This window comes from Micromonospora sp. NPDC048947, assembly GCF_040649495.1.
Taxonomy (GTDB): Bacteria; Actinomycetota; Actinomycetes; order Mycobacteriales; family Micromonosporaceae; genus Micromonospora; species Micromonospora alfalfae.
This window is the reverse complement of sequence record NZ_JBEZFO010000002.1, coordinates 251,223-275,027: the sequence shown is the minus strand read 5'-3', so window position 1 is coordinate 275,027 and position 23,805 is coordinate 251,223. Positions and strand designations below refer to the sequence as shown.

Annotated in this window: 18 protein-coding genes; 8 read left to right on the top strand and 10 right to left on the bottom strand. The window is 69.9% G+C overall.

The window, feature by feature from the left end; genetic code table 11:
• Nucleotides 1–176 precede the first annotated feature (176 nt).
• The gene (locus AB0B98_RS04630) at nucleotides 177–398 is read right to left on the bottom strand and encodes a DUF397 domain-containing protein (protein WP_091396369.1); all 222 of its coding nucleotides are present in this window, start codon (nucleotides 396–398) and stop codon (nucleotides 177–179) included.
• Nucleotides 368–1,249, bottom strand: coding sequence for a helix-turn-helix transcriptional regulator (locus tag AB0B98_RS04625; RefSeq protein ID WP_091396372.1), 882 nt, complete (start codon nucleotides 1,247–1,249; stop codon nucleotides 368–370). The genes AB0B98_RS04630 and AB0B98_RS04625 overlap by 31 nt, the downstream gene beginning before the upstream one ends.
• Nucleotides 1,250–1,875: 626 nt before the next feature.
• Between AB0B98_RS04625 and AB0B98_RS04620 the strand changes: the two genes are divergently transcribed.
• A complete protein-coding gene (locus AB0B98_RS04620; RefSeq protein ID WP_091396374.1) occupies nucleotides 1,876–2,160 on the top strand; it encodes a hypothetical protein in 285 nt (94 codons plus the stop codon).
• Nucleotides 2,161–2,264: 104 nt separating this feature from the next.
• Entirely contained in the window at nucleotides 2,265–2,720 is a 456-nt protein-coding gene (locus AB0B98_RS04615; RefSeq protein ID WP_357360898.1) for a hypothetical protein, read from the top strand.
• Between the two features lie 7 nt (nucleotides 2,721–2,727).
• On the opposite strand, the gene AB0B98_RS04610 is transcribed toward AB0B98_RS04615, so the two are convergent.
• On the bottom strand, nucleotides 2,728–3,543 hold the full coding sequence (locus AB0B98_RS04610) for a PASTA domain-containing protein (protein WP_357360896.1): 816 nt from the start codon (nucleotides 3,541–3,543) through the stop codon (nucleotides 2,728–2,730).
• Nucleotides 3,544–3,704: 161 nt separating this feature from the next.
• Nucleotides 3,705–4,385 (bottom strand): PASTA domain-containing protein, encoded by a 681-nt coding sequence (locus AB0B98_RS04605; RefSeq protein ID WP_238669697.1) that lies wholly within the window; start codon nucleotides 4,383–4,385, stop codon nucleotides 3,705–3,707.
• Between the two features lie 123 nt (nucleotides 4,386–4,508).
• On the opposite strand from AB0B98_RS04605, the gene AB0B98_RS04600 reads away from it, so the two are divergent.
• A complete protein-coding gene (locus AB0B98_RS04600; protein WP_357360894.1) occupies nucleotides 4,509–5,936 on the top strand; it encodes a hypothetical protein in 1,428 nt (475 codons plus the stop codon).
• A 132-nt stretch (nucleotides 5,937–6,068) separates the two neighbouring features.
• On the opposite strand, the gene AB0B98_RS04595 is transcribed toward AB0B98_RS04600, so the two are convergent.
• Both AB0B98_RS04595 and AB0B98_RS04590 read right to left on the bottom strand, forming a co-directional pair.
• A complete protein-coding gene (locus AB0B98_RS04595) occupies nucleotides 6,069–7,547 on the bottom strand; it encodes a glutamate--cysteine ligase (RefSeq protein WP_238669695.1) in 1,479 nt (492 codons plus the stop codon).
• A gap of 310 nt (nucleotides 7,548–7,857) precedes the next feature.
• Nucleotides 7,858–8,439: a YceI family protein gene (locus tag AB0B98_RS04590; protein WP_238669694.1), complete on the bottom strand. Its 582-nt coding sequence runs from the start codon at nucleotides 8,437–8,439 to the stop codon at nucleotides 7,858–7,860.
• A gap of 99 nt (nucleotides 8,440–8,538) precedes the next feature.
• Here AB0B98_RS04590 and AB0B98_RS04585 point away from each other — a divergent pair, with 99 nt between their 5' ends.
• Nucleotides 8,539–9,057, top strand: a complete 519-nt coding sequence (locus AB0B98_RS04585) for a MarR family transcriptional regulator (RefSeq protein WP_357360891.1) — start codon at nucleotides 8,539–8,541, stop codon at nucleotides 9,055–9,057.
• Nucleotides 9,058–9,286: 229 nt separating this feature from the next.
• Here AB0B98_RS04585 and AB0B98_RS04580 read toward each other — a convergent pair whose 3' ends face one another.
• The 4 genes from AB0B98_RS04580 to AB0B98_RS04565 all read right to left on the bottom strand — a co-directional run bounded on the left by AB0B98_RS04580 (nucleotide 9,287) and on the right by AB0B98_RS04565 (nucleotide 15,818).
• A complete protein-coding gene (locus tag AB0B98_RS04580; protein ID WP_357360889.1) occupies nucleotides 9,287–11,941 on the bottom strand; it encodes a helix-turn-helix domain-containing protein in 2,655 nt (884 codons plus the stop codon).
• Between the two features lie 133 nt (nucleotides 11,942–12,074).
• On the bottom strand, nucleotides 12,075–13,223 hold the full coding sequence (locus AB0B98_RS04575) for an acyl-CoA dehydrogenase family protein (RefSeq protein WP_357360887.1): 1,149 nt from the start codon (nucleotides 13,221–13,223) through the stop codon (nucleotides 12,075–12,077).
• A gap of 78 nt (nucleotides 13,224–13,301) precedes the next feature.
• Nucleotides 13,302–14,834: an acyl-CoA carboxylase subunit beta gene (locus AB0B98_RS04570; protein ID WP_357360885.1), complete on the bottom strand. Its 1,533-nt coding sequence runs from the start codon at nucleotides 14,832–14,834 to the stop codon at nucleotides 13,302–13,304.
• Nucleotides 14,835–14,999: 165 nt separating this feature from the next.
• Nucleotides 15,000–15,818, bottom strand: coding sequence for a basic amino acid ABC transporter substrate-binding protein (locus AB0B98_RS04565; RefSeq protein WP_357360883.1), 819 nt, complete (start codon nucleotides 15,816–15,818; stop codon nucleotides 15,000–15,002).
• A gap of 451 nt (nucleotides 15,819–16,269) precedes the next feature.
• On the opposite strand from AB0B98_RS04565, the gene AB0B98_RS04560 reads away from it, so the two are divergent.
• Genes AB0B98_RS04560 through AB0B98_RS04545 form a run of 4 tightly spaced genes read left to right on the top strand, consistent with a single transcriptional unit; the run spans nucleotide 16,270 to nucleotide 23,776 of the window.
• Nucleotides 16,270–19,329: an amino acid adenylation domain-containing protein gene (locus tag AB0B98_RS04560; RefSeq protein ID WP_357360881.1), complete on the top strand. Its 3,060-nt coding sequence runs from the start codon at nucleotides 16,270–16,272 to the stop codon at nucleotides 19,327–19,329.
• Nucleotides 19,330–19,357: 28 nt separating this feature from the next.
• Nucleotides 19,358–20,911, top strand: coding sequence for a cobalamin-dependent protein (locus AB0B98_RS04555; protein WP_357267964.1), 1,554 nt, complete (start codon nucleotides 19,358–19,360; stop codon nucleotides 20,909–20,911).
• 16 nt (nucleotides 20,912–20,927) lie between these two features.
• The gene (locus AB0B98_RS04550; protein WP_238669686.1) at nucleotides 20,928–22,502 is read left to right on the top strand and encodes a cobalamin-dependent protein; all 1,575 of its coding nucleotides are present in this window, start codon (nucleotides 20,928–20,930) and stop codon (nucleotides 22,500–22,502) included.
• Nucleotides 22,503–22,513: 11 nt separating this feature from the next.
• Nucleotides 22,514–23,776, top strand: coding sequence for an MFS transporter (locus tag AB0B98_RS04545; protein WP_357360879.1), 1,263 nt, complete (start codon nucleotides 22,514–22,516; stop codon nucleotides 23,774–23,776).
• Nucleotides 23,777–23,805: the final 29 nt, after the last annotated feature.

The following is a 23,805-nucleotide window of genomic DNA, read 5'->3' as shown; positions in this document are numbered from 1 at the left end:
CTGGTCGTCGACCAGTGCCGTACCGACCGGTTCAACGAGACGGGGACGCTCTGGCGACGGGAATCCCGACGGAACCTCGCCGGTCACCGCCGCGCCGCGACAGTCGGCCGCGCCAACCGCGGCGACGACAGAGTCCCCGTCCGGCGAACCGGACGGGGACTGTGTTGACCAGTCGGTCAGACCGCGCCGAACACACCACCCCGGGTGCCGGCGACGAAGGAGTGCCAGTCACCCGGTGCGAAGACCAGGGCGGGGCCCGCCTTGTCCTTCGAGTCCCGCACTCCGACCGCCCCCGTCACGTACGCCACCTCCACGCAGTTGTCACAGTTCGGCCCGCTCTTCGAGCTCTTGAACCATGCTGCCTGCGTCAGGTCCACGGGGAACCCTTTGGTCGCCATTTCCACAACGGCTCCTCTGCCAGTTTTGCGATGTGTGCGACGGACTCCTCCGGACGTATGGCCGCAGCGCGGATGTGATCGAAGATGAAGCTGTACTTCTGTAGTTCGTCGCTCTTCTCGAGGAAGAGCCCACCCGTGGCGTTCTCCGCGTACACAACATCCGGATCACCGGGCTCAGGGAAGCTGAGGATCGTGAACGTGCCGTCCATGCCGGCATGCGCACCCACCTCGAAGGGCAGGATCTGCAGCGTCACGTTCGGCAACTCGGCCACCTCAACCAACCGCTTGAGTTGGCCGCGCATCACCTCGTCCCCGCCCACCGGCCGACTTACCACCGCCTCATCGAGCACCACCCACAGATCGACCGGATCGTCCTGGGTCAATAACGACTGACGGCCCAAACGGACACGCACTCTTTGATGCACCTGATCGGCGGTGAAGTCCGGCCGAGCCGCACGGATCATGGCCCCGGCGTACTCCTCGGTCTCCAGAAGACCCGGAACGACCTGCTGTTCGTACGCCCGGATCGAGCTGGCCGCCGCCTCCAGACCGACGTAAGCGCCGACAAGCACCGTGCTGTAGGGGTGCCACCAGCCCTTCTGGCGGGCCTCCCGGGCGATCTGCACGAGCTCGTCGCTCTCGGCGCCGACCACGCCGTAGATCCGCAGCATGTCCCGCACGTCGCGCGGGGTGGCGGTGGTGTGCCCGGTCTCGATCCGGGAGACCTTCGACGCCGAGCACTCCAACTGTTCGGCGACCACCTCGATGGTGATCCCGGCGGACTCCCGCTGGCGACGCAGCTCGGCCCCGAGCCGTCGCCGTCTGATGGTGGGACTGCGCCGCTCACTCATCGCGCAACCCGTGAGTCACTGGTCCCCGCCGCTGGCTGCTCGACCCCACTCGGGCTACCTCCGGTAACGCGCCACTGGGTGACACCCGCCGGGGGCGCGACCGTCGACCGGCGAGCGTTCGCGACGAAGGGGGTGGTGCCGGTCCTCGGCCGGCCGCGACGGGCGAAACCGGCCCCCAGTCTGCCGCCCGGACGCGGATGGCTTCAATAGGCCTTTCGCGCGACACGCTCACGTATCGGCAAAAGTCGACGTGCAACTTGCATGAAGCACGTCCCTGATGCACTCTGTCCGTATGGCACGGATCACTCAGCGTCTCCGTTCGGTCCCTCGCAGTGGTGACCCCACCGCCGCGGGGAAGCCGGGCACGGCGCGGGCCCGGCCGACGACAATGCGACCTGCTCCGGGGTAAGGACCCCGCCGCTGCAAGCCGGCAAGCTGCGGCGGCGGGCGCGGTTCCCGGAAGCAACCGGGTGGTGGTCGGGTGGCGGCACGTCACCAGCGGGGTACGGCCCGACCACCGCCATCCGCACCACCGGTCCACGAGGCACGACCCCGTCACCGGCCGAGACGTCCCCCGTTCAGGCACCGCCGGCGCGACCGCCGGCCGATCCTCCCCAGGAGCCCATGTGCTTCCCCGCACCGGTGACGTACTGCACGTGACACGCGCGGCGAGTGTCCAGTTCCTCAGGCCGATCAAGTTCCGGGTGATCCGGGTGCTCGACTGGCCGACCTATGACGGCTGGCTCTGGCTCGACGGCTACGAGTTGAACGCCGCGGGCGACGCTGTCACCCGACGGTCGATCTTCGTCCAGCGGGAAGGGCTGCAGCAACTGCAGGCCGCCCCCGAACCCCGCCCGCACACCGTGCGGGCCCGCCGCCCGGTCGCGCGTACCCCGCTCCGGGTGGGCTGACCGACCCGAACCGCCGCCGGTGGGCGTGCAGTCGCCATAGAATTGGTACGCCCACCCCGGCACCGTTCCACCCGCTCGTCCAGGACCCTGACCCTGGGATGGTCATGGTCAATCAGCCCGCCCTGCGGCGGCACCACCGCTCCCGTATCGCCTACGCCTTCGGACTCCTCGCCCTCCTCGGGGCGATGGCGACACTCCTGGTCCTCGTCCGCGACCCGGCGATGTCGTCCACCCGGCTGACCGCACCGGTGCCCGCACCGGAGATCACCGTGCTCGACTCGGACCCGCCGACGGGCGACGGTCAGTCGGTCTACGAGGAACCTGGCTGGATCGACGCCGGTTCCCCGGCCGACCGGGCCGGTGGCGCCGACCCGACCGGGCCGGTGTCCGGCCTGGGTGCCGGCGTCCAGTCCGACGGCCGTCAGGAACTCACCGAGGCCGCTCCAGCAGGGCACAGCGCCACCGACATTCGCCGCTCCCTCTTCTGGTCCGGCATCTTCGGCCTCGCCATCTCGCTGGCCGGCATCGGCCTCGTCGGCACCCGCCGCCGGATGTGGTGACCAGCGGTCACGGCGTGCTCGTCACCGTGGGGCTCGGTGTGGTCGAGCTCGCCCCGGTCGGCGGCTCGGCCTGCGAGATGATCAACAACACCTCGTCGTCGGTCGACACCGACGTGCCCGCCTCCGGCTCGGTGCCCACCACCGTCCCCGGTGGCAGCTCCGACGGGCGGTACACCACCCGGTAGGCCAGGCCGAGCCGAGCCAACAACCCTTCGGCGGTGGCCTGCGGCAGGCCGGCGAGCGGTGGCACCGGCAGCTCGTCCGGCGCGTCAGTGGTCGGCGAGCTGCTCGGCGACTCACTGGTGGGCGTCGCCGATGTGGGGGCTGCGCTGGTCGGCACGGCGCTGGGGGCACTGGTCGGCGGAGGGGACGGGGTGGGCCCACGCTCGTCCCGGTCGTCATCCTGCTGGGCGAGCACCACCCAGAGCGCGCCCCCGAGCAGGCCGGCGAGCAGCAGCGCCAGTACGCCCCAGAGGATCGGCGACCACCACCGCCGACCACCCTGCTCCTCGACGTACCACTCACCGCCGGCGTCATCCAGTCGCGGCGAGCGCACCTCGGCCCGACCGGACCAGGCCGGTGGTATCGGCGCCGTCTGGTCGGCCTGCGGATCCGGCCGGGTGCCGGCGGACCGGTCGATCGGCATGGTCTGGTCGGGCGACAGATCGGGACGAGCCGGAACAGTCCGATCGATCGGTGCCGTCTCGTCCGGTCCGTCGGCGGCGGACCCGGTCAGGGCCGGCCGATCAGCGGGGGAGGGCAGCGGTCGGGTCCGGTCGTCGTCGTGATCGTCGGCGGGAGGCTCCTGGCGGTCGTCGCTCATCGCACGTCCTTTCCCGAACCCGGACGGGCGTCATGGCCCTCGACCGCCAACCTAGTCGCCCGCACCGCCATCGGCGGGGATCAGCGTGCCGAGCCGCGCCGGCCGTCGGCGGGACAGGGCGGCGGGCAGGGGCCGGCAGGCTCGAACCCGCCGGCCTGGAATCAGGGCGTGGGTTTCGCGGTCGGCTGGCCGTCGGAGCCACACCAGATGCTGACCTGGTCGTTCCACCGGGCCGGGCCGTCCTCGGCGGGCTCCTGCCGGCTGACCTTTCCAGTACGTCCGCTGAGGTAACGCGGGTAGAGGCCCTCGTCGACCAACTCGTCGGCGGCGTCGGCGCAACTCTTGCCGACCACGTCCGGCACCTCGGCGGCCGGTGCCGGCCCGGCGACCTGTAGTTGCACAGTCGTCCCCCGGACGACCTCGGTGCCCACGTCCGGTGTGGTGCTCTCGACAGTACGGCCGACGCCACCACCAAAGACCAGCCGCCAACCCAGCCGCTGCTTGCGCAGCGTCTCCCGGGCCTGCTCGAAGTCGTCGCCGATCACCGGCGGCACGGTCAGGCCGGCCCCCTTGGTCGAGGTGGCGGAGGTCTGGACCGCCGACGGTGTCGGCCGCCCGGTGCTCGGTCGGGGTGCGGTGGCCCGGGTGGTCGATGCGCCAGCAGTGGTCGCGACGGCCAGCGGATCACCAGAAGGTGCGTCGTCCTCGCCGGCCAGCAACCAACCGCCGGTCGCACCCACGGCGGCGAGCAGCACCGCCGCCAACCCACCACCGAGCACAACGCTGGCCCGGCCCGCACCGCCACCGGCGGCATTCTGCTGGCCCGTGTTCGTATCCGTCATAACGCCCACCGCCTCATCACCGGCGACCGTACCGCCCGCCGCCCAACCCGCCCGCACCGGCGGTCCACACCGGCGGGTCTTTGCGACTCGCCGCGCCGACGACGGGACGTTACGCTGCCCGGCATGGCCAGACAGGGCTGGGGAGTATCGATCGCGACGGCGATCGGGGTCGCTGCCGGCGCAGGTGCCGCACAACTGGGCTTCGGCTACGGGCTCGGCGTCATCACCTGGACGCCCACCGATGCCGGTGCGACGGACACAGCCTGGGCGGACGGCCTCGCCTGGGCCACCTGGCTCGCCGCCAGCTCGACGGTCCTCGGCGCGGTCTGCGCGCAGCGGCTGCACCAACGCAACGCCCCCGCGAAGACAGTCATCGCTCCGGAAACGTCGCCCGGCGATGGTGCCCGCCACGAGGGCCCACAGCTCGACGACCGGAGGCCGGAGCACGAGAGCCCGGTTGACGGGCCCTCACCGGCCGTCGACACCGCCCGCCCGGAGGTGGCGGGCACGCCACCACCGGCGGCCGAGCCGCCGGTCCACGATCGCAATGGCCTGCTGCGCCGGGTGGCCCTGGCGCTTGGCGCCGGGCTGGGTGGGCTGGTCACGGTGCTGTTGATCGCGGTACCCGCGCGGGTCGCTACCGGCGCGGACACCGGCGCTCCGCAACGGACGGCCGCCGTGCAGGCGACACTGGGCATCCTGATCGGCGTCCTCGTCGCGATCTGGGCGCTTCGCTCCCGCGCCGCCGCTGTCAACGTGACCGTGACGGCCGCCTGGCTCTGGCTGCTCTCGGTGATCTCCGTGATCGACGGGGTACGCGTCGGACGAGGGCTGACCGGCGCGCAACTCGGTACCTGGCAGTTCGACCCGGACCACGCCCGGTACTGGATCGGGGGCCAGCTCTACTGGCCCGGCGCGCTGCTGGCACTGGTGCCCGCGCTGCTGATCGGCGTACTGGCCGCCCGGCGGTCCGCCCGCTCGGTCGGGCACCGCGTGGGTGCGGCGGCCTCCGGCGCCGCGGGTCCGGTGCTCGTTGCGCTCGCCTACCTGACCACCCTGCCGCACTGGTCGACGCTGGGCCCCGCGCAACTGTCCACCCAGCTGATCGCCCCGTACGCGGTGATCGCCGGTATCGGCGGCTCGGTGCTGGCCGCCCGCCTCGGCGAGCGAAGTGAACGGAACCACGCGGCCGAACAGAGCCGCCCGGCCGATCGGGGTGCGGTCGCTCGGGACGCGGCGGCCGACCCGGCCCCGGTCGCCGAGACCGAGCCCACGCCGCCGGTCTCCGGCACGGCGGCCACAACCTCAGCGTCAACGGCCAGCACCGCGGCCTCGACGGCCAGCACCCCAGCGTCGACGGCCGGCACCGCAGCGCGGCGCAGGAGGGCCGACGCCGCACCGCAGGCGCCCAGGGCAGGCTCACTGCCCGGCGAGGCCACCGCCGCACCGCACGTGCCGGCCCCCCGTACGGACCCAGACCGTCCCACCGAAGCAGCATCGGAGGACCCGGCCCCCGACAGCCGGCGCACCACCCGCCCCACCACCAATTAACCCACCCCCACCCACCCCCACCCACCCCCAGGGCCGACCCCGACCCTGTTGATCATGAAGTTATTGCCACCTCGACCGGCGTGTCATGGCAATAACTTCATGATCAACGCGGTGGGGGGTGGGGGTGGGGGGTTAGTTGGTTGGCCAGGTGTGGATGGGTTGGTTGGTGCGCTGGAGTTCGGCGTAGCGCTGGACCATGTGGTGCAGCGCGGCCGCCCGGTCCATGCCGTGGCGCCGCTCCGCTGCCCAGACCGCCTCGGTCTGCCAGACGGCGCCGTTGCGGCCGGTACGGCAGCGCTGCTCGATGATGCCGAGCAGTCGGTCCCGCTGCGCCGGTGCGACACCGAAGCCGTCCAGCCCGGTGGCGGCGATGGGCAGCAGTTGGTCCAGGACCAGCTTGGTGACCGGCACGTCGCCGAGCCCGGGCCAGTGCAGCACGGCGTCGAGGCCACGTCGGGCGGCGGCTTGGAAATTCTCCTCGGCGGAGCTGAAGGTGAGTTGACTCCAGATCGGTCGGTCGGCCTCGGCCAGACCACGCACCAGCCCGAAGTAGAAGGCCGCGTTGGCGAGCATGTCCACCACAGTCGGACCAGCCGGCAGCACCCGGTTCTCCACCCGCAGGTGGGGGCGGCCGTTCATGATGTCGTAGACCGGACGGTTCCACCGGTAGACGGTGCCGTTGTGCAACCGCAACTCCCCGAGCTGCGGCACACCGCCGGCGTGCAGGACCTCCACCGGGTCCTCGTCCTCGCAGATCGGCAGCAGCGGCGGGAAGTACCTGACGTTCTCCTCGAACAGGTCGAAGATCGAGGTGATCCACCGTTCGCCGAACCACACCCGCGGCCGTACGCCCTGGGCCTTCAGTTCGTCCGGGCGCGTGTCGGTGGCCTGCTGGAACAGGGCGATCCGCGTTTCGGCCCACAGTTGGCGGCCGTACAGGAAGGGGCTGTTCGCCCCGACCGCCACCTGCACCCCGGCGATGGCCTGGGACGCGTTCCAGTAGTCGGCGAAGCTGTCCGGGGCGACCTGGAGGTGGAACTGGAGGCTCGTGCAGGCGGCCTCGGGGGCGATCGAGTCGGTGTGCGTGCGCAACTGCTCGACGCCGCGAATGTCCAGCTCGATGTCCTCGCCCCGGGCGCCGACGATCTGGTCGTTGAGCACCCGGTAACGCTCGTTGGTGGAGAGGTTGTCCTCGACCAGGTGCCCCTCGGTGAGGGTGGGCAGGATGCCGACCAGGACGATCTTCGCGTCGGATCTGGCGGCACGCTCGTCGGCACGGGAGAGGCTGCCGCGCAGGTCGTGCTCGTAGTCGGCGAAGCCGGTGCCCTCGATCAGTCGGGGCTCGGCGTTGAGTTCCAGGTTGAACTGCCCCAACTCGGTCTGGAAGAGGGGGTCCGCGATGTCGGCGAGGATCTCCTCGTTGCGCATCGCCGGCTCGGCGGCCGAGTCGACCAGGTTGAGTTCGATCTCCAGGCCGGTCATCGGCCGGTCGGCATCGAAGCCGAAGTCGTCCAGCATCAGGGCGAAGACGTCCAGGCACCGCCGCACCTTCTGCCGATATCGGACGCGATCATCCCGGGTGAAGGCGCCCTCTGAGACGTCCCTGCCCATGTGTCCTCCCGACGGCCGGCGCGGTCGGGATCCTGCCGTCCCGGAAGCGCTTTGTGAAGCATCCACGGTAAGAGCGCCCACCTGGCCGGGGCCAGAGGCCGACGGCGGTGATCCGACGTCGACCGGGCGGGCGCGCTCGTGGCGCCATCTGTACCCCGTCGTCGACCGGCTTGACCCGATTGCGGTGCGAACAACCCGTGACAATTACCACGAGCGGGAACGACGCAGGGCCCGCGCCGACGTGCGGCGCGGGCCCTGCGTACCGGATCGCCGGGAGGACCCCCCTTGGCTCTCCGGCGATCCCCGGGGATCAGGCCTGACGAACGGCCTCGCCCTCGATCTCGATCTTGATCTTGCGGCTGACCAGCACGCCCCCGGTCTCCAGGGCGACGTTCCAGGTCAGGCCGAACTCCTCGCGGTCGATCTCGGTGCTCGCGGAGAAGCCGAAGATGTCCTGGCCGAACGGGCTGCGGCCGACACCTTCGAACTCCACCTCCAGCTCGACCGGGCGGGTGACGTCCTTGATGGTCAGCTCACCGGTGAGGACGAACTCGCCGCCGCGACGGGACTTGACCCCGGTGCTGCGGAACTCGAGCGTCGGGAACTTCTCGGCGTCCAGGAACTCGGGGCTGCGCAGGTGCGCGTCCCGGTCGGGCTGGGTGGTGTCGACGCTGGCGGCCTGAATGGTGGCGACGACCGACGACTGCAGCGGGTCCTCGGCGACGGTGATGGTGGCGGTCGCCTCGTTGAACTCACCGCGAACCTTGCTCACCATCATGTGCCGGGCAACGAAGCCGACCCGCTTGTGCGCCACGTCGAGCGCGTAGGTGCCGGCCGCCGGGATGGTGAGGCCGTCCCAGTCGCGGGTAACCGCATCGATGCTGCTGGTCATGCTGCTGTCCTCCAGGAGATTGTTTAGTAGCCCAACGACTGCTTGAGCAACTATAACTGCAACAACATTCCCCGTGTCAAGCACTGGTATGATGAACGGGTGACCAACGTCTTCGACGATCCCCGGATCACCGCCGTCGGCCTGCTCTTCGAGGCACACGCCGGGCTGTCAGCCCGGTTCAACGCCCAACTCGAGGAGCACGGCCTCTCCGCGGTCGAGTTCGAGGTCATCACCCGACTGGCCCGCTCACCGGGCAACCAACTACGCATGACCGACCTCGCCGCACAGACCTCCCTGTCGACCAGCGGAGTGACCAGGGTGGTCGACCGGATGGAGCGCGACGGGTTACTCACCCGCCGGGCCTGCCCGAACGACCGACGCAGCTCGTACGCGGTGGTCACCGGCTCCGGGATGCAACGCCTGAACGAGACGCTGCCCGGGCATCTACAGATGATCGAGCAGTGGTTCACCGGGCAGCTCGACCCCGAGGCGCTGGCGGCCCTCCTCGACGGGTTGCGGCGGGTCCGTGACGCCGCGCATCCGTGTGCCACCGCCGGCAGTGACGACGTCAGCCCGGAGCAGGTCGCCGCCACCGACAACGCCGCCCGACGGCACTGATCAGCCCTCGCCGTCGGGCGGCGGCAGCGGCAGAAAGACCGGCAGAACTGACCCAGCCAAGCTGGAGGATTCGGTCCAAGCCGACTTTCTGCCACCCCTCCGGTGGCAGGCTTCCTGCACCGGGGATCACCGGGGGGTGACGGCGCGGGCGATCAGCGAGGGGTAGCACCAAAGGGGGCTCTTCGCCCGCGCCACTCTCCCGTCGCGATCCGCCCGGGAAAAGCGCAGGCTACCGAGCCGTTCCGCCCCGGGCGGCGATCAGCGCGTAGAGCAGCCCCGACTCCTGCGGCAACAGCCGGATGCCGCCCTCCACACAGACCCGGTCCAGTCGATCGAGCACCGACGGGTCCGCAGTGCTCGCAGCCAGCCCAACCAGCGCCTCCACCACGTCGCGGCGATCCTGCCCCGCATGGTCGGCGGCGGCCGCGAACCACTCGGCAGCCAACTCCCGGTCGCCACGGTGCAGCGCCAGGTTCCCCTCGATCAACGCACAGAGCCCGGCCTCCGGCCCACCCCAGGCCAGCGCCGCGTCGTCCGAGCGCGGTCGCGGCACCGTCGGCCGCGCCGGCAGCGCCTCCACGCCCCCGGCGCGCAACTCGGTCAGCACCTCGGTAGCCTCCGCGGCCCGCCCGTCCTGAGCGAGTGCCAGCCCGACGGTCCCGAGCACCCGACGGCGACGCCCGGGATCACCCAGTTCGGACAGAGCCGCGATCGCCCGCCGGCCGCGATCGATGGCGTCCGCGTACCAGCCCTCCAACCGGGCGACCTCGGCGCGATTGGCCCAGCCCAGCACCCGCAGTCGCTGTTCCCCACTCTCGGCGGCGAGTCGGTCCACAGCGGCGAGCCGGCGGCGGGCCGCAGCCAGATCGCCCGCGCGGATCTCGTGCCAGGCGAGGCTGTTCTGGGCCACCGCCAGGTCCCGGGTCCGCCCGTTGCGGGCGGCCAACCGCAGCAGCGCCTCGGCCTGCTCGCGAGCCTCGTCCTGCCGCCCGACGGAGATCAGCAGGGTGCCGAGCACGTTTCGCGCCTCCAACTCCCCGGTGACGTCGCCGGCCTGCCGGAAGGTGTCCAACGCCGCACGGGCCGTCGACAACTCCTCGGCGCCCGCGCCGTGCTCCGCCGCGAGCCGGGCGACCCCGAGGGCGGCCCAGCCACGCAGAAGAGGATCGGCATCGGCGGTCCGCGGGTCCGCCAGCAGCCGCCGCAGCCACTGCCGCCCGACGACGTCGCGTCCGCGGAACCGCCACCAGCGGGTCAGACAGGCCGCCAACCGCAGCGCTGTCAACGGGTCGTCGGTAGCCGCGTGGGCCAACGACGAGCTGATGTCACTGCTCATCTCGTCCAGCCGGTGCACCGCGTCGGGTAACCGTGGGCCGATCAGGTCACTGGCGGTACGTGCCACCAGCCGCGCGATGACCTCCGCATGGCGACGCCGGATACAGGTCAGCTCACCTCCACCGGCCGCCTGCTCGACGGCGTAGTCGCGGACCGCGTCGAGCAGCCGGAACCGGAACGACCCGGTTCCGCGTACGCTCAGCAGCCCCAACTCGACGAAGCGGTCCAACAGTGGAACCGGGTCGATCGCCACCGTGCCGTCCCGGTCCGCCTCGTCGGCGAGCATCTCCTCGGCCAACTCGACCGACCACCGGTTACCGAAGACGGCCAGCTGCCGCAGCGCGGCCTGCTCGTCCGACGCCAACAGGCGGTAGCTGAACGCCACCGCGTCCCGCAGTGTGACGGCGACCGAGACCGCCGCACGGGTGTCGGGTCCGCTGGTCCGGCTGCCGAGCGCCTCCGGTTCGTCCCAGGTCGGGTGGGCGGGCCCGTCGGCGGGAGTGGCCAGGTCGAGCACCCGGTCGCCGTACCGGTCGAGCAGTTCGGTGAGGTCGAGGAGACGGCCCCGGGCGGCCATCAGCTCGATGGCCAACGGCAGGCCGCCCAAACGGCGCACCAACGCGGCGAGCGCCGGAAGCTCGGCGGGCACGGGTGGCTCACGGCGGACCTGAGCGAGCCGGGCGGTGAACAACGCGACCGCCGGCCACGATTCGAGCCCGGAGTGCTCGGCCTCCGGTGGTGGCACGTCGAGCGGCGCGACCGGCCAGACCCGCTCGCCGGGCAGGCCGACCGGGTGTCGCCCGGTGACCAGCACCCGCAGCGAGGGCAGTGCGCCGAGCAACCGGTGCACTGTCGCGGCCACCGGACCCGGGGAACGCTCCACCGCGTCCATCACCAGCAGCGTCGGCCGCCCGGCGAGCAGCGCCACGAGTTCGGACAGGCGCGCCACGCCGAGCACCGACATCGAGGCGGCGAGCACGTCCGGACCGTCCGCGCCCTCGCCCACCAGCACCCCGGCAACACCGGCCGGGTGGGCGGCGGCCACCAGGTGCGCCACCGATGTCGCCAGGGCGGTCTTGCCGACGCCGGCCAACCCGACGAGGCTCACCAACCGGGGCCCCCGCTCCGCGGTCAGCATTCCGGCCAGCTCGGTGAGGTCGCGCTCCCGGCCGATCAACGCGACCGGCGGCGGGAGCGCTACCGACGGGTCGGCGGGTGCGGCCGCCGAGGCGGCGTTGCCGCCGACCGGGAACGCCGTCGAGGTGGCATCCGACGAGGCCGATTCGACACCGGCGCCGCGGGCCGCGGCCAGGAACGCCGCCCGACTGGTGCCGGTCAGCGCCAGCGCACCGGCGAGCAGCTCGACAGTGGTGCGTTGTGGCCGGATCGACCGGCCACGTTCCAGGTCACGCACCGTACGCACACCCACCCCGGCCCGGGACGCCAGCTCGGCCTGGGTGAGGCCGGCTGCGCGTCGATGCCCGCGGAGCAGCTCCGGCAGAGTGGTACGCCCAGCCGGGCTCCGCGACCAGTCATGATCCGGAGTCATGGGCACGAAGAGTACGGATGGACTCCGACCGTCGGCAGTCGAACGTCGGGCTACTGACGCCCACTCGCCGAAACCCGACAGCCGTACGGACAGTCCGTCCGGGACGACCGGCCGATCAGTTCGGCTGGACCACTCAGAGGCCCAGATCCCGAGCGATGATCATGCGCTGCACCTCACTCGTGCCCTCGCCGATCTCCAGGATCTTGGAGTCCCGCCAGAACCGGGCCACCGGGTACTCGTTCATGAAGCCGTACCCGCCGTGGATCTGGGTGGCCTCCCGGGCGTTGTCCACGGCGATGGTGCTGGCGTGCAGTTTGGCGATGGCGGCCTGCCGCTTGAACGGCTCGCCGGCCAGCATCCGTGCGGCGGCGTCGTAGTACGCCAGGCGAGCGGTGTGTGCCTTCAGCTCCATGTCGGCGATTTTGAACTGGATGGCCTGGTTGGCGCCGATCGGCTGACCGAAGGCGTGCCGCTCCTTCGCGTACTTGATCGACTCGTCGACGCAGCCTTGCGCGAGGCCGACGGCGAGCGCGGCGATCGCGATCCGGCCCTCGTCGAGGATCCGCAGGAACTGCGCGAAACCCCGACCCCGGGCACCGAGCAGGTTGGCGGCCGGCACCCGGCAGTCGTCGAAGGTCAGCTCGTGGGTGTCCGAGGCGGTCCAGCCCACCTTTGAGTAACCGGGCGCGACGGCGAACCCGGGCGTGCCGGTCGGCACGATGATCGTCGACAGCTCCTTGGAGCCGTCCGGGTTCGTGCCGGTCACCGCTGTGACAGTGACCATGGCCGTGATGTCGGTCCCCGAGTTGGTGATGAACGCCTTCGAACCGTTGATCACCCACTCGTCGCCGTCCAGCACCGCCCGGGTCTGTGTGCCGGCAGCGTCCGAGCCGGTGCCCGGCTCGGTGAGACCGAAGCCGGCCAGCGCCTCGCCGCTGAGCAGCCGGGGCAGCCAGGTCGCCTTCTGCTCCTCGGTGCCGAAGCGGTAGATCGGCATCGCGCCCAGCGAGACCGCCGCCTCCAACGTGATGGCCACGCTGGAGTCGACCCGGGCCAACTCCTCCAGGGCCAGGCAGAGCGCGAAGTAGTCGCCACCCATGCCGCCGTGCTCCTCGGCGAAGGGCAGGCCGAACAGGCCCATCTTGCCCATCTGCCGGACCACCTCGTACGGGAAGGTGTGCTGCTCGTAGTGCTCGGCGATGACCGGAGCGATCACCTCGCGGGCGAATTCCCGCACGCTCTCGCGCAGCGCCGCTTGTTCGTCGGTGAGCCGGAAGTCCATCTCATCCTCCTGTAAGGACGGTCCGCCTCGGCGCTCGTGACGCCGGGAGCGGGTCGCTGTGCGGGCCTGAGTCGGTGATCAGACCGGGGTGACGCCGTGCCGACGGCGGGAGAAGTGCCGATCCTTGGTACGCGCCGCCGCGAAGCGACGGACCAGCTCGGTGCGCAGGTCGTGCGGCTCGACGATGGCGTCCACCACCAACTCGCTGGCCAGCCGGACGACGTCGATGTCCTGCTCGTACTCGGCCCGTTTGGCGGCGACGAAGGCCGCCCGCTCGTCCTCGTCCGCGATGGCGGCAATCTTGTTGGCGTAGACCGCGTTCACTGCCGCCTCGGCGCCCATCACGGCGATCTTCGCGGTCGGCAGCGCGATAGTGGCGTCCGGCTCGAACCCGGGGCCGGCCATCGCGTAGAGGCCCGCGCCGTACGCCTTGCGGACCACCACACAGATCTTCGGAACTGTCGCCTCGGAGATCGCGGTGATCATCTTTGCGCCGTGTCGGATGATGCCCTGCTTCTCCACAGCGCTGCCGACCATGAAGCCGGGCACGTCACTGAGGAACAGCAGCGGCACGTTGAACGCGTCGCAGAGCTGCACGAACCGGGTTGCCTTGTCTGCCGAGTCGACGAAGAGCACGCCGCCCTTGAACATCGAGTTGTTGCCGACCACGCCGACGACCTGACCGTCGAGACGGCCGAAGCCGATGGTCAACTCCTTGGCCCAGAGCGCCTGGATCTCGAAGAAGGAACCCTCGTCGAGCAGGCCCTTGACGTACCGTCGCATGTCGAACGCCTGCCGCTCGCTGGCCGGCACCAGCGCGGCCAGGTCGGCCTTCGCTGGCGCGGCAACCGCCGGTGCGGCCGGCGGCGCTTGCGTCCAGTTCGCCGGCAGGTACGACAGGTAGGTCTTCACGACGTCGAGCGCGTCGGCCTCGGTCTTGCAGAGGAAGTGCCCCACGCCGGATTCGGCGGTGTGCACCTTCGCCCCGCCCATCGCCTCCAGGGTGGTCTTCTCGCCGGTGACCATCTCGACCATCCGGTCGGAGCCGAGGTACATGCTGGCGTTGCCGTCGACGAGCGCCACCACGTCGCAGAACGCCGGGATGTACGCCCCACCGGCGGCGCTCGGGCCGAACAGGGCGCAGACCTGCGGGATCGAGCCCGAGGCGCGGACCTGGTTCCAGAAGATCTTGCCGGCGCCACGACGGCCGGGGAAGAGATCGACCTGGTCGGTGATCCGGGCACCGGCCGAGTCGACGAGGTAGACCATCGGCACGCCGGCGCCGTACGCCCGCTCGATGATCCTGATGATCTTCTCGACGGTGCGGGCGCCCCAGCTGCCGGCCTTGACCGTGGAGTCGTTGGCCATCAGGCAGACCTGTCGGCCGTCGATGGTGGCGGTGCCGGTCACCACGCCGTCGGCGGGCAACCCTTCGGCCATCGTGTTGGCGTAGAGGCCGTCCTCGACGAACGAGCCCTCGTCGACCAGGAGCGCGACCCGCTCACGGGCGAAGAGCTTGCCCTTGGCCGCGTTGGCCGCGTGGTACTTGTCCGCGCCGCCGGACCTGGCCCGCTTGCGCAGTTGCTCCAGTGCCTCACCGTCGAGCGTCACGCCGACCCCCTACTGCCGCCACCCCGGCCGGTTACCGTGCGGGCACGCCGACCGCCTAAACGATCGTTAGGCTAACGTACCCGGACAGGTCCCGGCGACCCAACCGCCGGTTGCGACAGGGCCGGGGTGGAGCGCCAACCAGGGGCCGGAGCGGACGGGGTCGGGTCAGACGGCCGGCTTCTTACCGATCCACTTCTCGTAGAGCGCGTCGTACGTGCCGTCCTGCTTCGCCTTGGCCAACTCCTCGTTGATCGTCTTGAGCAGTTCCGGGTTGCCGCCCTTCTTCACCGAGATCCCGTACTGCTCGCCGGTGTCGAACTCGGCCGCCACCTCGAAGCCACCCGGGTTCTCCTTGATGTACTCGGCCCAGACCGGCAGGTCGTTGATGGCGGCCTCGATCTGCCCGGTGGCGAGAGCCTGCTGCTCGGCAGCGAGGTCCTCGAACTCGACGAGCTGGAGGCTCTTCTCCTTCTCGAACCTGCGGGCGTAGTCACGGCCCGTGGTCGCCGCCTGCACGCCGACCTTCCGGCCCTTCAGGTCGTCCAGCGACTTGTGCGACTTGCCGGTCTTGACCAGCATCGCCTGGGTCGCGTCGAAGTAGGGGGCGGAGAAGTCCATCACCTTCTGCCGTTCCTCGGTGATCGTCATGCCCGCGGCGGCGGCGTCACACTTGCCGGTGTTCAGGTCCTGACCGGACTTGATCCCCTCGAACGGCGTGTCGACTATCGCCTGCTCGACGCCCAACTTCCTGGCGACCAGATCCATCACGTCGACGTCGAATCCCACCACCTTGCCGCTGGCGTCCTTGGACTGGAACGGCGGGTACGGCAGGTGGGTGCAGATGGTCAGGGTGCCCGCCTTGATGAGCTTGACCCCGCTGGTCTGAACCTCGCCCTGATCCTTCTTGGCACATCCGGCACTGAGGGCAAGCGCACCGACAGTAACAACAAGACCGATGACTCGGAACGGCTTATGGATATTCACAGTTATGCCCCTTTGTTTCCTCTAAGTAACGGGAGGACAGGGTGACGGCAGAGGGACCGTACCTGATTCCAGGATTGCAGACTAGATCCAGAGGCACTGAGCGGCGGGTCCGCTCGAACGAGGCGGCGACACCCCGACCCGACACCCAAGGTCGTCGATCCCGGTTGGTGAGAATCCCTGACAGCACTGGGATTTCCCTGCTAGTCGCCGGACGTTCACGCCCGCCCCCGAGGACCTGCCACCGGCAGCCGGTTCGACGCTGACCGATTTTGACGCTTCGCCCTGTTCTTCGGTGGTAAATCACCAGTATCGATGCATAGACAATTTCAAAAGCTCATAGTTACGATGCGATGCAGTCAACGGGGACTATCAATCGTGCCTACGGTGTCGCCGCTACGGCATATTGTGAACTGCTCGGGAGAGGTGCCTCCGTGGTGTCCTCAGAAAAACCTTGACCGTCACCAGAACAGAGCGCCTGCGGCCCAGTCCCGCCCAGGTCGGCGCTCTCCTCAACGGGCCGGTCCGGCCACGTCCGATCCACCAGACAGTCGTCGACCTCATCGACGAGACGATCCGCCGGCATCCCGACGCCACAGCGGTCGTCCATCCCACCGGCACGCTCACCTATCGGGACGTGGATCGGCTGGCCGACGCGGTCACCACCGATCTGCTCGCCGTTGGCGCCCGGCGGGGTGACTTCGTCGCGCTCCTGCTCGACGACCGGGTCGGGCTCCTCGTCGCCATGCTCGGCACCATGCGGTCCGGCGCCGCGTTCGTGCCGTTCGACCGCGCCTGGCCGGCGCTGCGCCAGGTCCGGATGCTCGACGGCCTCAACCCGGTCGCCACCGTCGGGTCACCACCGAACGGCGCACCCGCCCTGCCGGTGATCGACGTTCGGACGGAGCCGACCGCAGCCCGCAGCCCCGCGCCCGCCACCGACCGACCCCGGCCGGAAGACCCCATCTACGCCTTCTTCACAAGTGGTTCCACCGGTCTGCCCAAGTGCGCTGTCAACCTGCACCACGGGCTGGTCAACCGCTTCCTGTCCATGACCGAACGGTTCGCCGCCGATGGTGCGGTGGTGCTCCAGAACTCCGCGCACACCTTCGACTCGTCGATCTGGCAGCTGCTGTGGCCGCTGACCCGTGGTGGCACCGTGGTCATCCCGGACCGCACCGGCATCCTCGACTTCGACGCGACGCTGGCCCAGATCCACCGGCACGGCGTCACGATGACGGACTTCGTCCCCAGCATCTTCGACCTGCTCGTCGAACGCCTCGAACACCGGCCACAGGACTGGCACCTGCTGGCGTCGATGCGCCAGGTCTTCATCGGTGGCGAAGCCGCGAAACCGCACACCGTCCAGGCCTTCCGACGGATGTTCGCCGACATCCGGGTGACAAACACCTACGGTCCGACCGAGGCGTCGATCGGCTCGGTCTTCCACGCCGTGCAGGACGACGACAGCCAGGTCATCCCCCTCGGTCTGCCCCTGCCCAACACCTCGGTGCTGCTCCTCGACGAGCACGGTCAGCCGACGCCCCGGGGCGAGATCGGCGAGATCCACCTCGCCGGCGTCTGCCTGGGCGCGGGGTACCACTGCGACGCGGAGCGGACCCGACAGGTATTCGTCCCGAACCCGTTCGACGAGGTCGCCGGCGACCTGCTCTACCGCACCGGGGACTTCGGCTGGGTGCGCGAGGACGGCCTGCTGATGTTCAGCGGCCGCCGGGACGCCCAGGTCCAGATCGCCGGGATACGGGTCGACCTGGGCGAGATCGAGCACGCGCTCACCACGCTGCCCGGCGTACACCAGGTGAAGGTGATCGTCGACGAGGCCGGCGCGGCGGCGACAATGGTCTGCTTCTACTCGGCCGAGCGGGCCGTGACCGAGGAGGCGCTGCGCGAGCACGCCCGGACCGCGCTGCCCGCCGCGCTGGTGCCCGCCAGGTTCGTCCGCCTCGCCACCCTGCCGCTGCTCTCCAACGGCAAGGTCGACCAGGAGCGGCTGCGCCGTCGACTGGCGGGCGCCGCGCCGAAGGCCGCCGACACCGACGCCGCCTACCCGGTGGGCAGCGTCGAGGCGCGAATTGCCGAGATCTGGACGCGAGTGCTGGGCTTCAGCGCCAACGACGACGACTTCTACTGCCTCGGTGGTACGTCACTCGGCGCCGCCCGGCTCGCTGTGGAGTTCGAACGCGCCTTCGCGATCCGGTTGGACGTCCGCGACCTGATCCGTTCCACCACCATCGCGGCACAGGCCGAACTGGTCCGCCGGGGCAGCCCGCTGCCCCCGCCCGTTGTCACACCGCACGAACTGGCCGACGATCTGCGCCTCGGTGAACTGGGCCGGGTGCGGGTCCGACGGCCCGACGACCCGGGGGCGATCCTGCTGGTCGGCGCGACCGGCTTCATCGGTTCGCACGTGCTGGCCGCCCTCACCGCGCAGGGTGGTCGAACGATCGTCTGCCTGGTCCGCGCCACCGACGACGAGGCCGCCCGACACCGGGTCAGGTCAGCGCTGTCGGCCGCCGGCTACGGGCCAGCGGAGCTGATCGGATGGTCGGCCCTCGCCGGTGACCTGGACAAACCTCACCTCGGGCTGGTGGCCGCCGACTGGCGGCGGCTCTGTCGACAGGTCGGCACCATCGTCGACGCCGGCGGCCGGGTCGACACTCTCCGCGACTACGTCGACCTACGGGCCACAAACGTGCACGGCCTGCGTACCCTCATCCACCTCGCCGGCACCCACGTCCGCAAGCGGATCATCTCGCTGTCGACGACCACCGTGCGCCACGCCCCCGGCACACCGCTCACCGAGTCGTTCCTGCCGCAGTGGTCGGCGTTGCCACCCGACGGTTACAGCCAGTCCAAGTGGGTCGGCGAACAACTGCTACGGGCGGCCACCGAGCAGGGTGTCCCCGCCGCCGTCGTCCGGCTCGGCGAAGTCGCCGCCCACTCTCGGACCGGCCACGCCAACCCCCGGTCCTCGGTCACCATGATCCTGCGGCTCTGCCTCCGGCTCGGCGTACGGCCACCGACCCGCCTGCACGTGGACTGGACACCGGTCGACCTGGTCGCCCGCGTGGTCGCCGCGCTGACCGACCCGCACCAGCCGGTGCCGCCGGGCACCGTGCTGAACGTGGTGGCGCCGACGTCGGTGCCGGTGACCGACCTGCTGTCCCGGCTCCGCGCCGAGGCGGGCGCGCTGCCGGAAGTCCCGTACGACCGGTTCCTCGACCGGGCCGCCGACCTTGTCGGCGATGACGAGACAGCCCGCTGTCTCGCTGTTCTTCGGCCCCGCAGCGCCGCGGCGACCGACGCACTGACCGGGGTGTGCCACGACGCCCTGGTCGGCACCGACACGGTCCACGCCGCCCGGCTGGCTCGGGACCTCGGCCTCAACTGGGGCACGGGTCGGGACGTGCTGGTCGACACGATGGTCGACCGCCTCGCGAGGACCTTCCTGTCAGTGAACCGTCCGCACCTGTCCACCGCGACAGCCCAGTGAACCGCGACCGACCGGCCCAGGAGACGCCATGAAGGTGAACCTCTACTACGCCCCGTTCCCCTCGCAGATCTTCCAGGGGGAGAGCGAGCCGATCAACACCGAGCGGCCACTCAACCCGAAGAGCGCGCTGACCACAATCGCCGCCGGCCTACGGGCGTACGCGCCGCACTTTGGCTACTCCTGCGACATCGAGATCATCGACCTTCAGCTCGGTGGGCAGCGGGTGAAGTACAAGTCCCTGCCGTACGGCCCCCGGATCATGGACTGTTTCCGGTACGGCACCCCGTTCGAGGAGGCGGACGAGAAGATCCGCTCGGCCGAGGTGCACGGGATCACCTGCAACTTCACCAACAGCGCGCACATCGTCAGTGACCTCGCGCAGCACATCAAGCGGGTCAACCCGAAGGCCATCGTCGTGGTGGGCGGTGTCGACTGCACCGCCCGCCCGCAGTACTACCTGTCGCGTGGCGCGGACGTGGTGGTGCGTGGCGAGGGCGAGCTGACCTTCGCCCGGATCATCGACGCGCTCAACCGCAAGCAGGACCTGGGCACCGTGCCGAACATCTCGGTGCGGGGCCGGCTGATCCCCACCAAGGTGGACACCGGCGAGACCATCCCGATGGATTCGATCGAGCCGATGGCCCTGGATCTGATCCCCGACCTGTCGGTCTACACGGACACGGCGGAAGGGCCGCCGCCGGAGGGCGTGCAGGGCAGCTTCATCTGCTGGGAGACGTCCCGCGGCTGCGCGTGGCGGTGCTCGTTCTGCACGGCCCCGTCCCGCGGCGGGTACCGCTACATGAGCCTGCCGACGATGGAGAAGCACCTCAAGACGTTCCAGGAGTACGGCATCAGGACGATCGTGTGGCAGGAGGACAATCCGCTGTCCCGGATCCAACAGAACGGCACCGGCCGCTACCTGTACGACTCCGGGCGCGAGGACGTGCTCGCGATGTTCCACATGTTCCGGGACTACGGCTTCGCCTGGGAGTTCGCCAACGGCATCGAGTTCGGCAAGTTCATGCAGAACGGCAGCTTCGACCACGAACTCGCCGACGCGCTGCTCGGCAGCAAGATGGTCGACGGTCGGTGGGTCGGTTGCTACCGGGTGCAGATCCCGCTGGACAACATGAACGTCAAGAAGCGCCGGTTCCCCAAGCTGCTCGGCTTCGACGAGCAGGTGGACGTCCTGGCGACGATGCTCACCGACCACGGCGTCGGCCACCAGACGTACGACCTGTTCATCGGCTATCCCGAGCACGACCGCGAGGGCATCGACATGTTCACCGACTACTGCCTGCGGTTGAAGGAGGAACTGACCGCCGTCGGGCGGGGGAAGTACAAGCCGTACTTCAACGTGTTCAACCTGTCGTTGCTGCCGGGTGCCCGGGACTGGACCACCCTGCACTCCCTGCTCCAGTTCGACATCGACGAGAACCCGGAGGTCATCGGGATCTTCCTGTCGGCGATCAACACCGATCACTTCACCTACTGGGACATCTACCAGAAGCGTCTCGAGATGACGACCATGCTCAACGATCGCGAGATGCACCGTCTCTACGACGGCATCTACGCGGGCTGACCAGGAGGTTAGGGCCATGCGTGTCACCCTGTTGTACGCCCCGTACCCCGGGCAGTCGTTCCGCGACGAGGACACCACCATCAGTCCGGTGCGGGTCCGCAACCCCAAGAGCGCACTCGTGACGTTGGCGGCCGGCGCACGCGCCTACCTGCGCGAATGGGGGGTCGATGCGGAGTTCAAGATCGTCGACACCCAGGTCGACGATGGCGAACCTGAGCACTACGCCTCGTTCCAGTACGGGCCGCGCACCATCGACTGCCACCGCTATGGCGGCCCGTTCGAGGCGTACGCGGACGAGGCGCGTGCCGCCGACATCATCGGGATCTCCAACAACTTCACCAACTCCGCCCGGGTGGTGACCGAGTTCGCCACGTTCCTGAAGCAGGTGAACCCGAACGCGCTGATCGTCGGCGGGGGGATGGACGTCACCGCCCGACCGGACTGGTATCTGGCCAACGGCTTCGATGTGGTGATCCAGCTTGAGGGTGAGCTCACCTTCGCCAAGCTGATCCAGGCCCGGGCGACCGGCCAGCCCATCGAGGGGATGGTGATGACGCGGCGGGTCGGCGACGGGCTCGTCATCATGGGTGGCGCCCAGCTCAACCTGGCCGAACTGCCGCCGATGGCGCTCGATCTGATCGACGACCTGTCGGTGTACGACGACACCGGCGAGGGCCAGCCGCCGATGACGGTGCGGGCTCCGTTCACCTGTTTCGAGACCTCGCGCGGCTGCTACCGGACCTGCTCGTTCTGCGCGACCCCGATGCGCGGGCACTACCGCTACATGAAGCCGGAGGTGGTGCGGCGGCACTTCGAGTACCTGAAGTCGATGGGGATCTCGAACATCCTGTTCCAGGAGGACAACACGCTCTCCCGGATCCAGCGATCGGGTCGGGGGACGCTGCTGCACGACAGCGGCCGGGAGGACACTCTGGAGATCTTCCGGATGGCCCGTGAGATGGGCTTCTCCTGGGAGTTCGCCAACGGACTGGAGTTCGGCAAGTTCCTCGACCTGGGTGAGGTCGACCGGGAGTTGATGGAGACCCTGTTCTGGAACGACACCAGCGGGGACCGCTGGATCGGCTGCTACCGGGTGCAGATCCCGCTCGAATACCTCGGTGACGAGCCCACCAAGAAGTTCAACAAGCTGCGGCCCTTCCAGGAGCAGTTGCAGATCGTCACCTCGATGCTGGATCTCGGCGTCCGCTATCTGACCTTCAACATGCTCATCGGGCATGACGACGACGACCAGGCGATGATCGACATGTACCTCGACCGGTGCCTGCAGCTGAAGGCCCGGCTCAACGAGGCGAGCACCGAGGCAACAAATTACTTCAATGTCTTCAACCGGACCCTGCTCCCCGGCACCGCGGACTTCCGGAAGAAGGCGGATCGACTATCGTTCGACATCGAGAAGACGCCGGAAGTGATCAGCGTCTACCTCTCGCCGATGCCGTCGAACCACCTCTCCTACTACCAGCTGTTCGAGCAACGCCTGCGGCTCACCGAGGCGTTGAACGGCTCGCTGATCGACCAGTACGACGGCATCTACCGGCCGCGCACGCAGAAGGAGTCCGTCCCCGTTGTCTGAACTGGTGACTGATGTCGCTGGGTGAGGCCGTCGGGCGTTACGCCGCACTCTGGCGTACGCCCGGCGTTCCCCGGGTGATGTTGCCCGCGATGCTCGCCCGGCTACCGGTGGCCATCGAACCGCTCGCGATATTCCTGCACATCAGCGCCAAAACCGGTTCCTACACGGCCGGCGCGACGGCCCTCGGCGTCTTCTCGGCGGCGTTGGCCGTCGCCTGGCCGCTGCACGGCCGGCTGATCGACAGACGCGGTCTGCGGGTGGTGCTGCTGACACTGGCGGCGCTGCACGCTGTGGCACTGGCCGTCTTCGTCGTCGCGAGCAGCGGCCCGGCCTGGTTGCTGGTGGGCTCGGTCGCGCCCGTCGCGCTCACCATGGCACCGGTGGGCTCGACCGTCCGCGCGGCCTGGGCGTTGATCCTGCCGCCCGGGCCGGCACTGAACACCGCCAACGCGTTGGAGGCGGTGCTGATCGAGGTCTTCTTCGTGATCGGCCCCGCAGTGACCGGCCTGTTGACAGGCGTCTTCAGTGCACTCACCACGACGCTGCTGGCCGGCGGAATGCTCGTTGTCGGCTCACTCCTGTACGGCACCGCACCCGCCGTGGCGACGATGCGCAGGGAGGCCGACGACGCCGAGCCGGGCGCGACCGACGGTGGAAAGAGCCATCCCAGGGGCGGGCGGAGGCCGTGGCGCATTCCCGGCGTGGTGGCGATCCTGGTGGCCGCCGGCGGGGCGGCCGCGGCGTTCGCCGTACTCGAGGTCACAGTGCCGGCGACAGTGTCGGCGCACGGGAACGCCGCGGCGACCGGCGTGGCGCTGCTGTCCCTGCCCCCGGCGGCCAGCGTCCTCGGCGGGCTGGTCTACGGCGCGCGACACCACACCCGACTGCCGGTCAACCGCTACCTCGTCCTGCTGGCGGTGGCGTTCGCATGCATGGTCCCGCTGGTCTTCGCCACGTCGGTCCCGGTGCTCGCGGTGTGCCTGTTCCTCGCGGGTCTACCCCTGGCGGCGCTCAGCTCGGAGGAGTTCGGCCTGCTCGGCAGCCTGGTGCCCAAAACGGTGATCAACGAGTCGTTCGCCCTGGCGGCCACGATGATGGCGGTGGGCAGCGCGGCCGGGACGCTGGCGGCCGGCGCCGTCCTGGGCTGGCTCGGCCCCACCGAGGCGCGGCTGCTGTCCCCGACGGCCGCCCTGATCGCGTTCGCGGCCGTCTTGTCGATGCGGGCTACGCTGAGCAACGTCGATTCATTGGCCACAGCCGACAGCGGAGCGTGACGGGACAGCGCGGTCGAAGAACGCCCGGG

What these genes read in the sequence shown, in the direction of transcription:
- AB0B98_RS04590 (WP_238669694.1), bottom strand. Translation starts at nt 8,439, where the DNA reads ATGACCAGCAGCATCGATGCGGTTACCCGCGACTGGGACGGCCTCACC.
- AB0B98_RS04625 (WP_091396372.1), bottom strand. Translation starts at nt 1,249, where the DNA reads ATGAGTGAGCGGCGCAGTCCCACCATCAGACGGCGACGGCTCGGGGCC.
- AB0B98_RS04580 (WP_357360889.1), bottom strand. Translation starts at nt 11,941, where the DNA reads ATGACTCCGGATCATGACTGGTCGCGGAGCCCGGCTGGGCGTACCACT.
- AB0B98_RS04610 (WP_357360896.1), bottom strand. Translation starts at nt 3,543, where the DNA reads ATGAGCGACGACCGCCAGGAGCCTCCCGCCGACGATCACGACGACGAC.
- AB0B98_RS04545 (WP_357360879.1), top strand. Translation starts at nt 22,514, where the DNA reads ATGTCGCTGGGTGAGGCCGTCGGGCGTTACGCCGCACTCTGGCGTACG.
- AB0B98_RS04595 (WP_238669695.1), bottom strand. Translation starts at nt 7,547, where the DNA reads ATGGGCAGGGACGTCTCAGAGGGCGCCTTCACCCGGGATGATCGCGTC.
- AB0B98_RS04575 (WP_357360887.1), bottom strand. Translation starts at nt 13,223, where the DNA reads ATGGACTTCCGGCTCACCGACGAACAAGCGGCGCTGCGCGAGAGCGTG.
- AB0B98_RS04550 (WP_238669686.1), top strand. Translation starts at nt 20,928, where the DNA reads ATGCGTGTCACCCTGTTGTACGCCCCGTACCCCGGGCAGTCGTTCCGC.
- AB0B98_RS04600 (WP_357360894.1), top strand. Translation starts at nt 4,509, where the DNA reads ATGGCCAGACAGGGCTGGGGAGTATCGATCGCGACGGCGATCGGGGTC.
- AB0B98_RS04605 (WP_238669697.1), bottom strand. Translation starts at nt 4,385, where the DNA reads ATGACGGATACGAACACGGGCCAGCAGAATGCCGCCGGTGGCGGTGCG.
- AB0B98_RS04615 (WP_357360898.1), top strand. Translation starts at nt 2,265, where the DNA reads ATGGTCAATCAGCCCGCCCTGCGGCGGCACCACCGCTCCCGTATCGCC.
- AB0B98_RS04555 (WP_357267964.1), top strand. Translation starts at nt 19,358, where the DNA reads ATGAAGGTGAACCTCTACTACGCCCCGTTCCCCTCGCAGATCTTCCAG.
- AB0B98_RS04630 (WP_091396369.1), bottom strand. Translation starts at nt 398, where the DNA reads ATGGCGACCAAAGGGTTCCCCGTGGACCTGACGCAGGCAGCATGGTTC.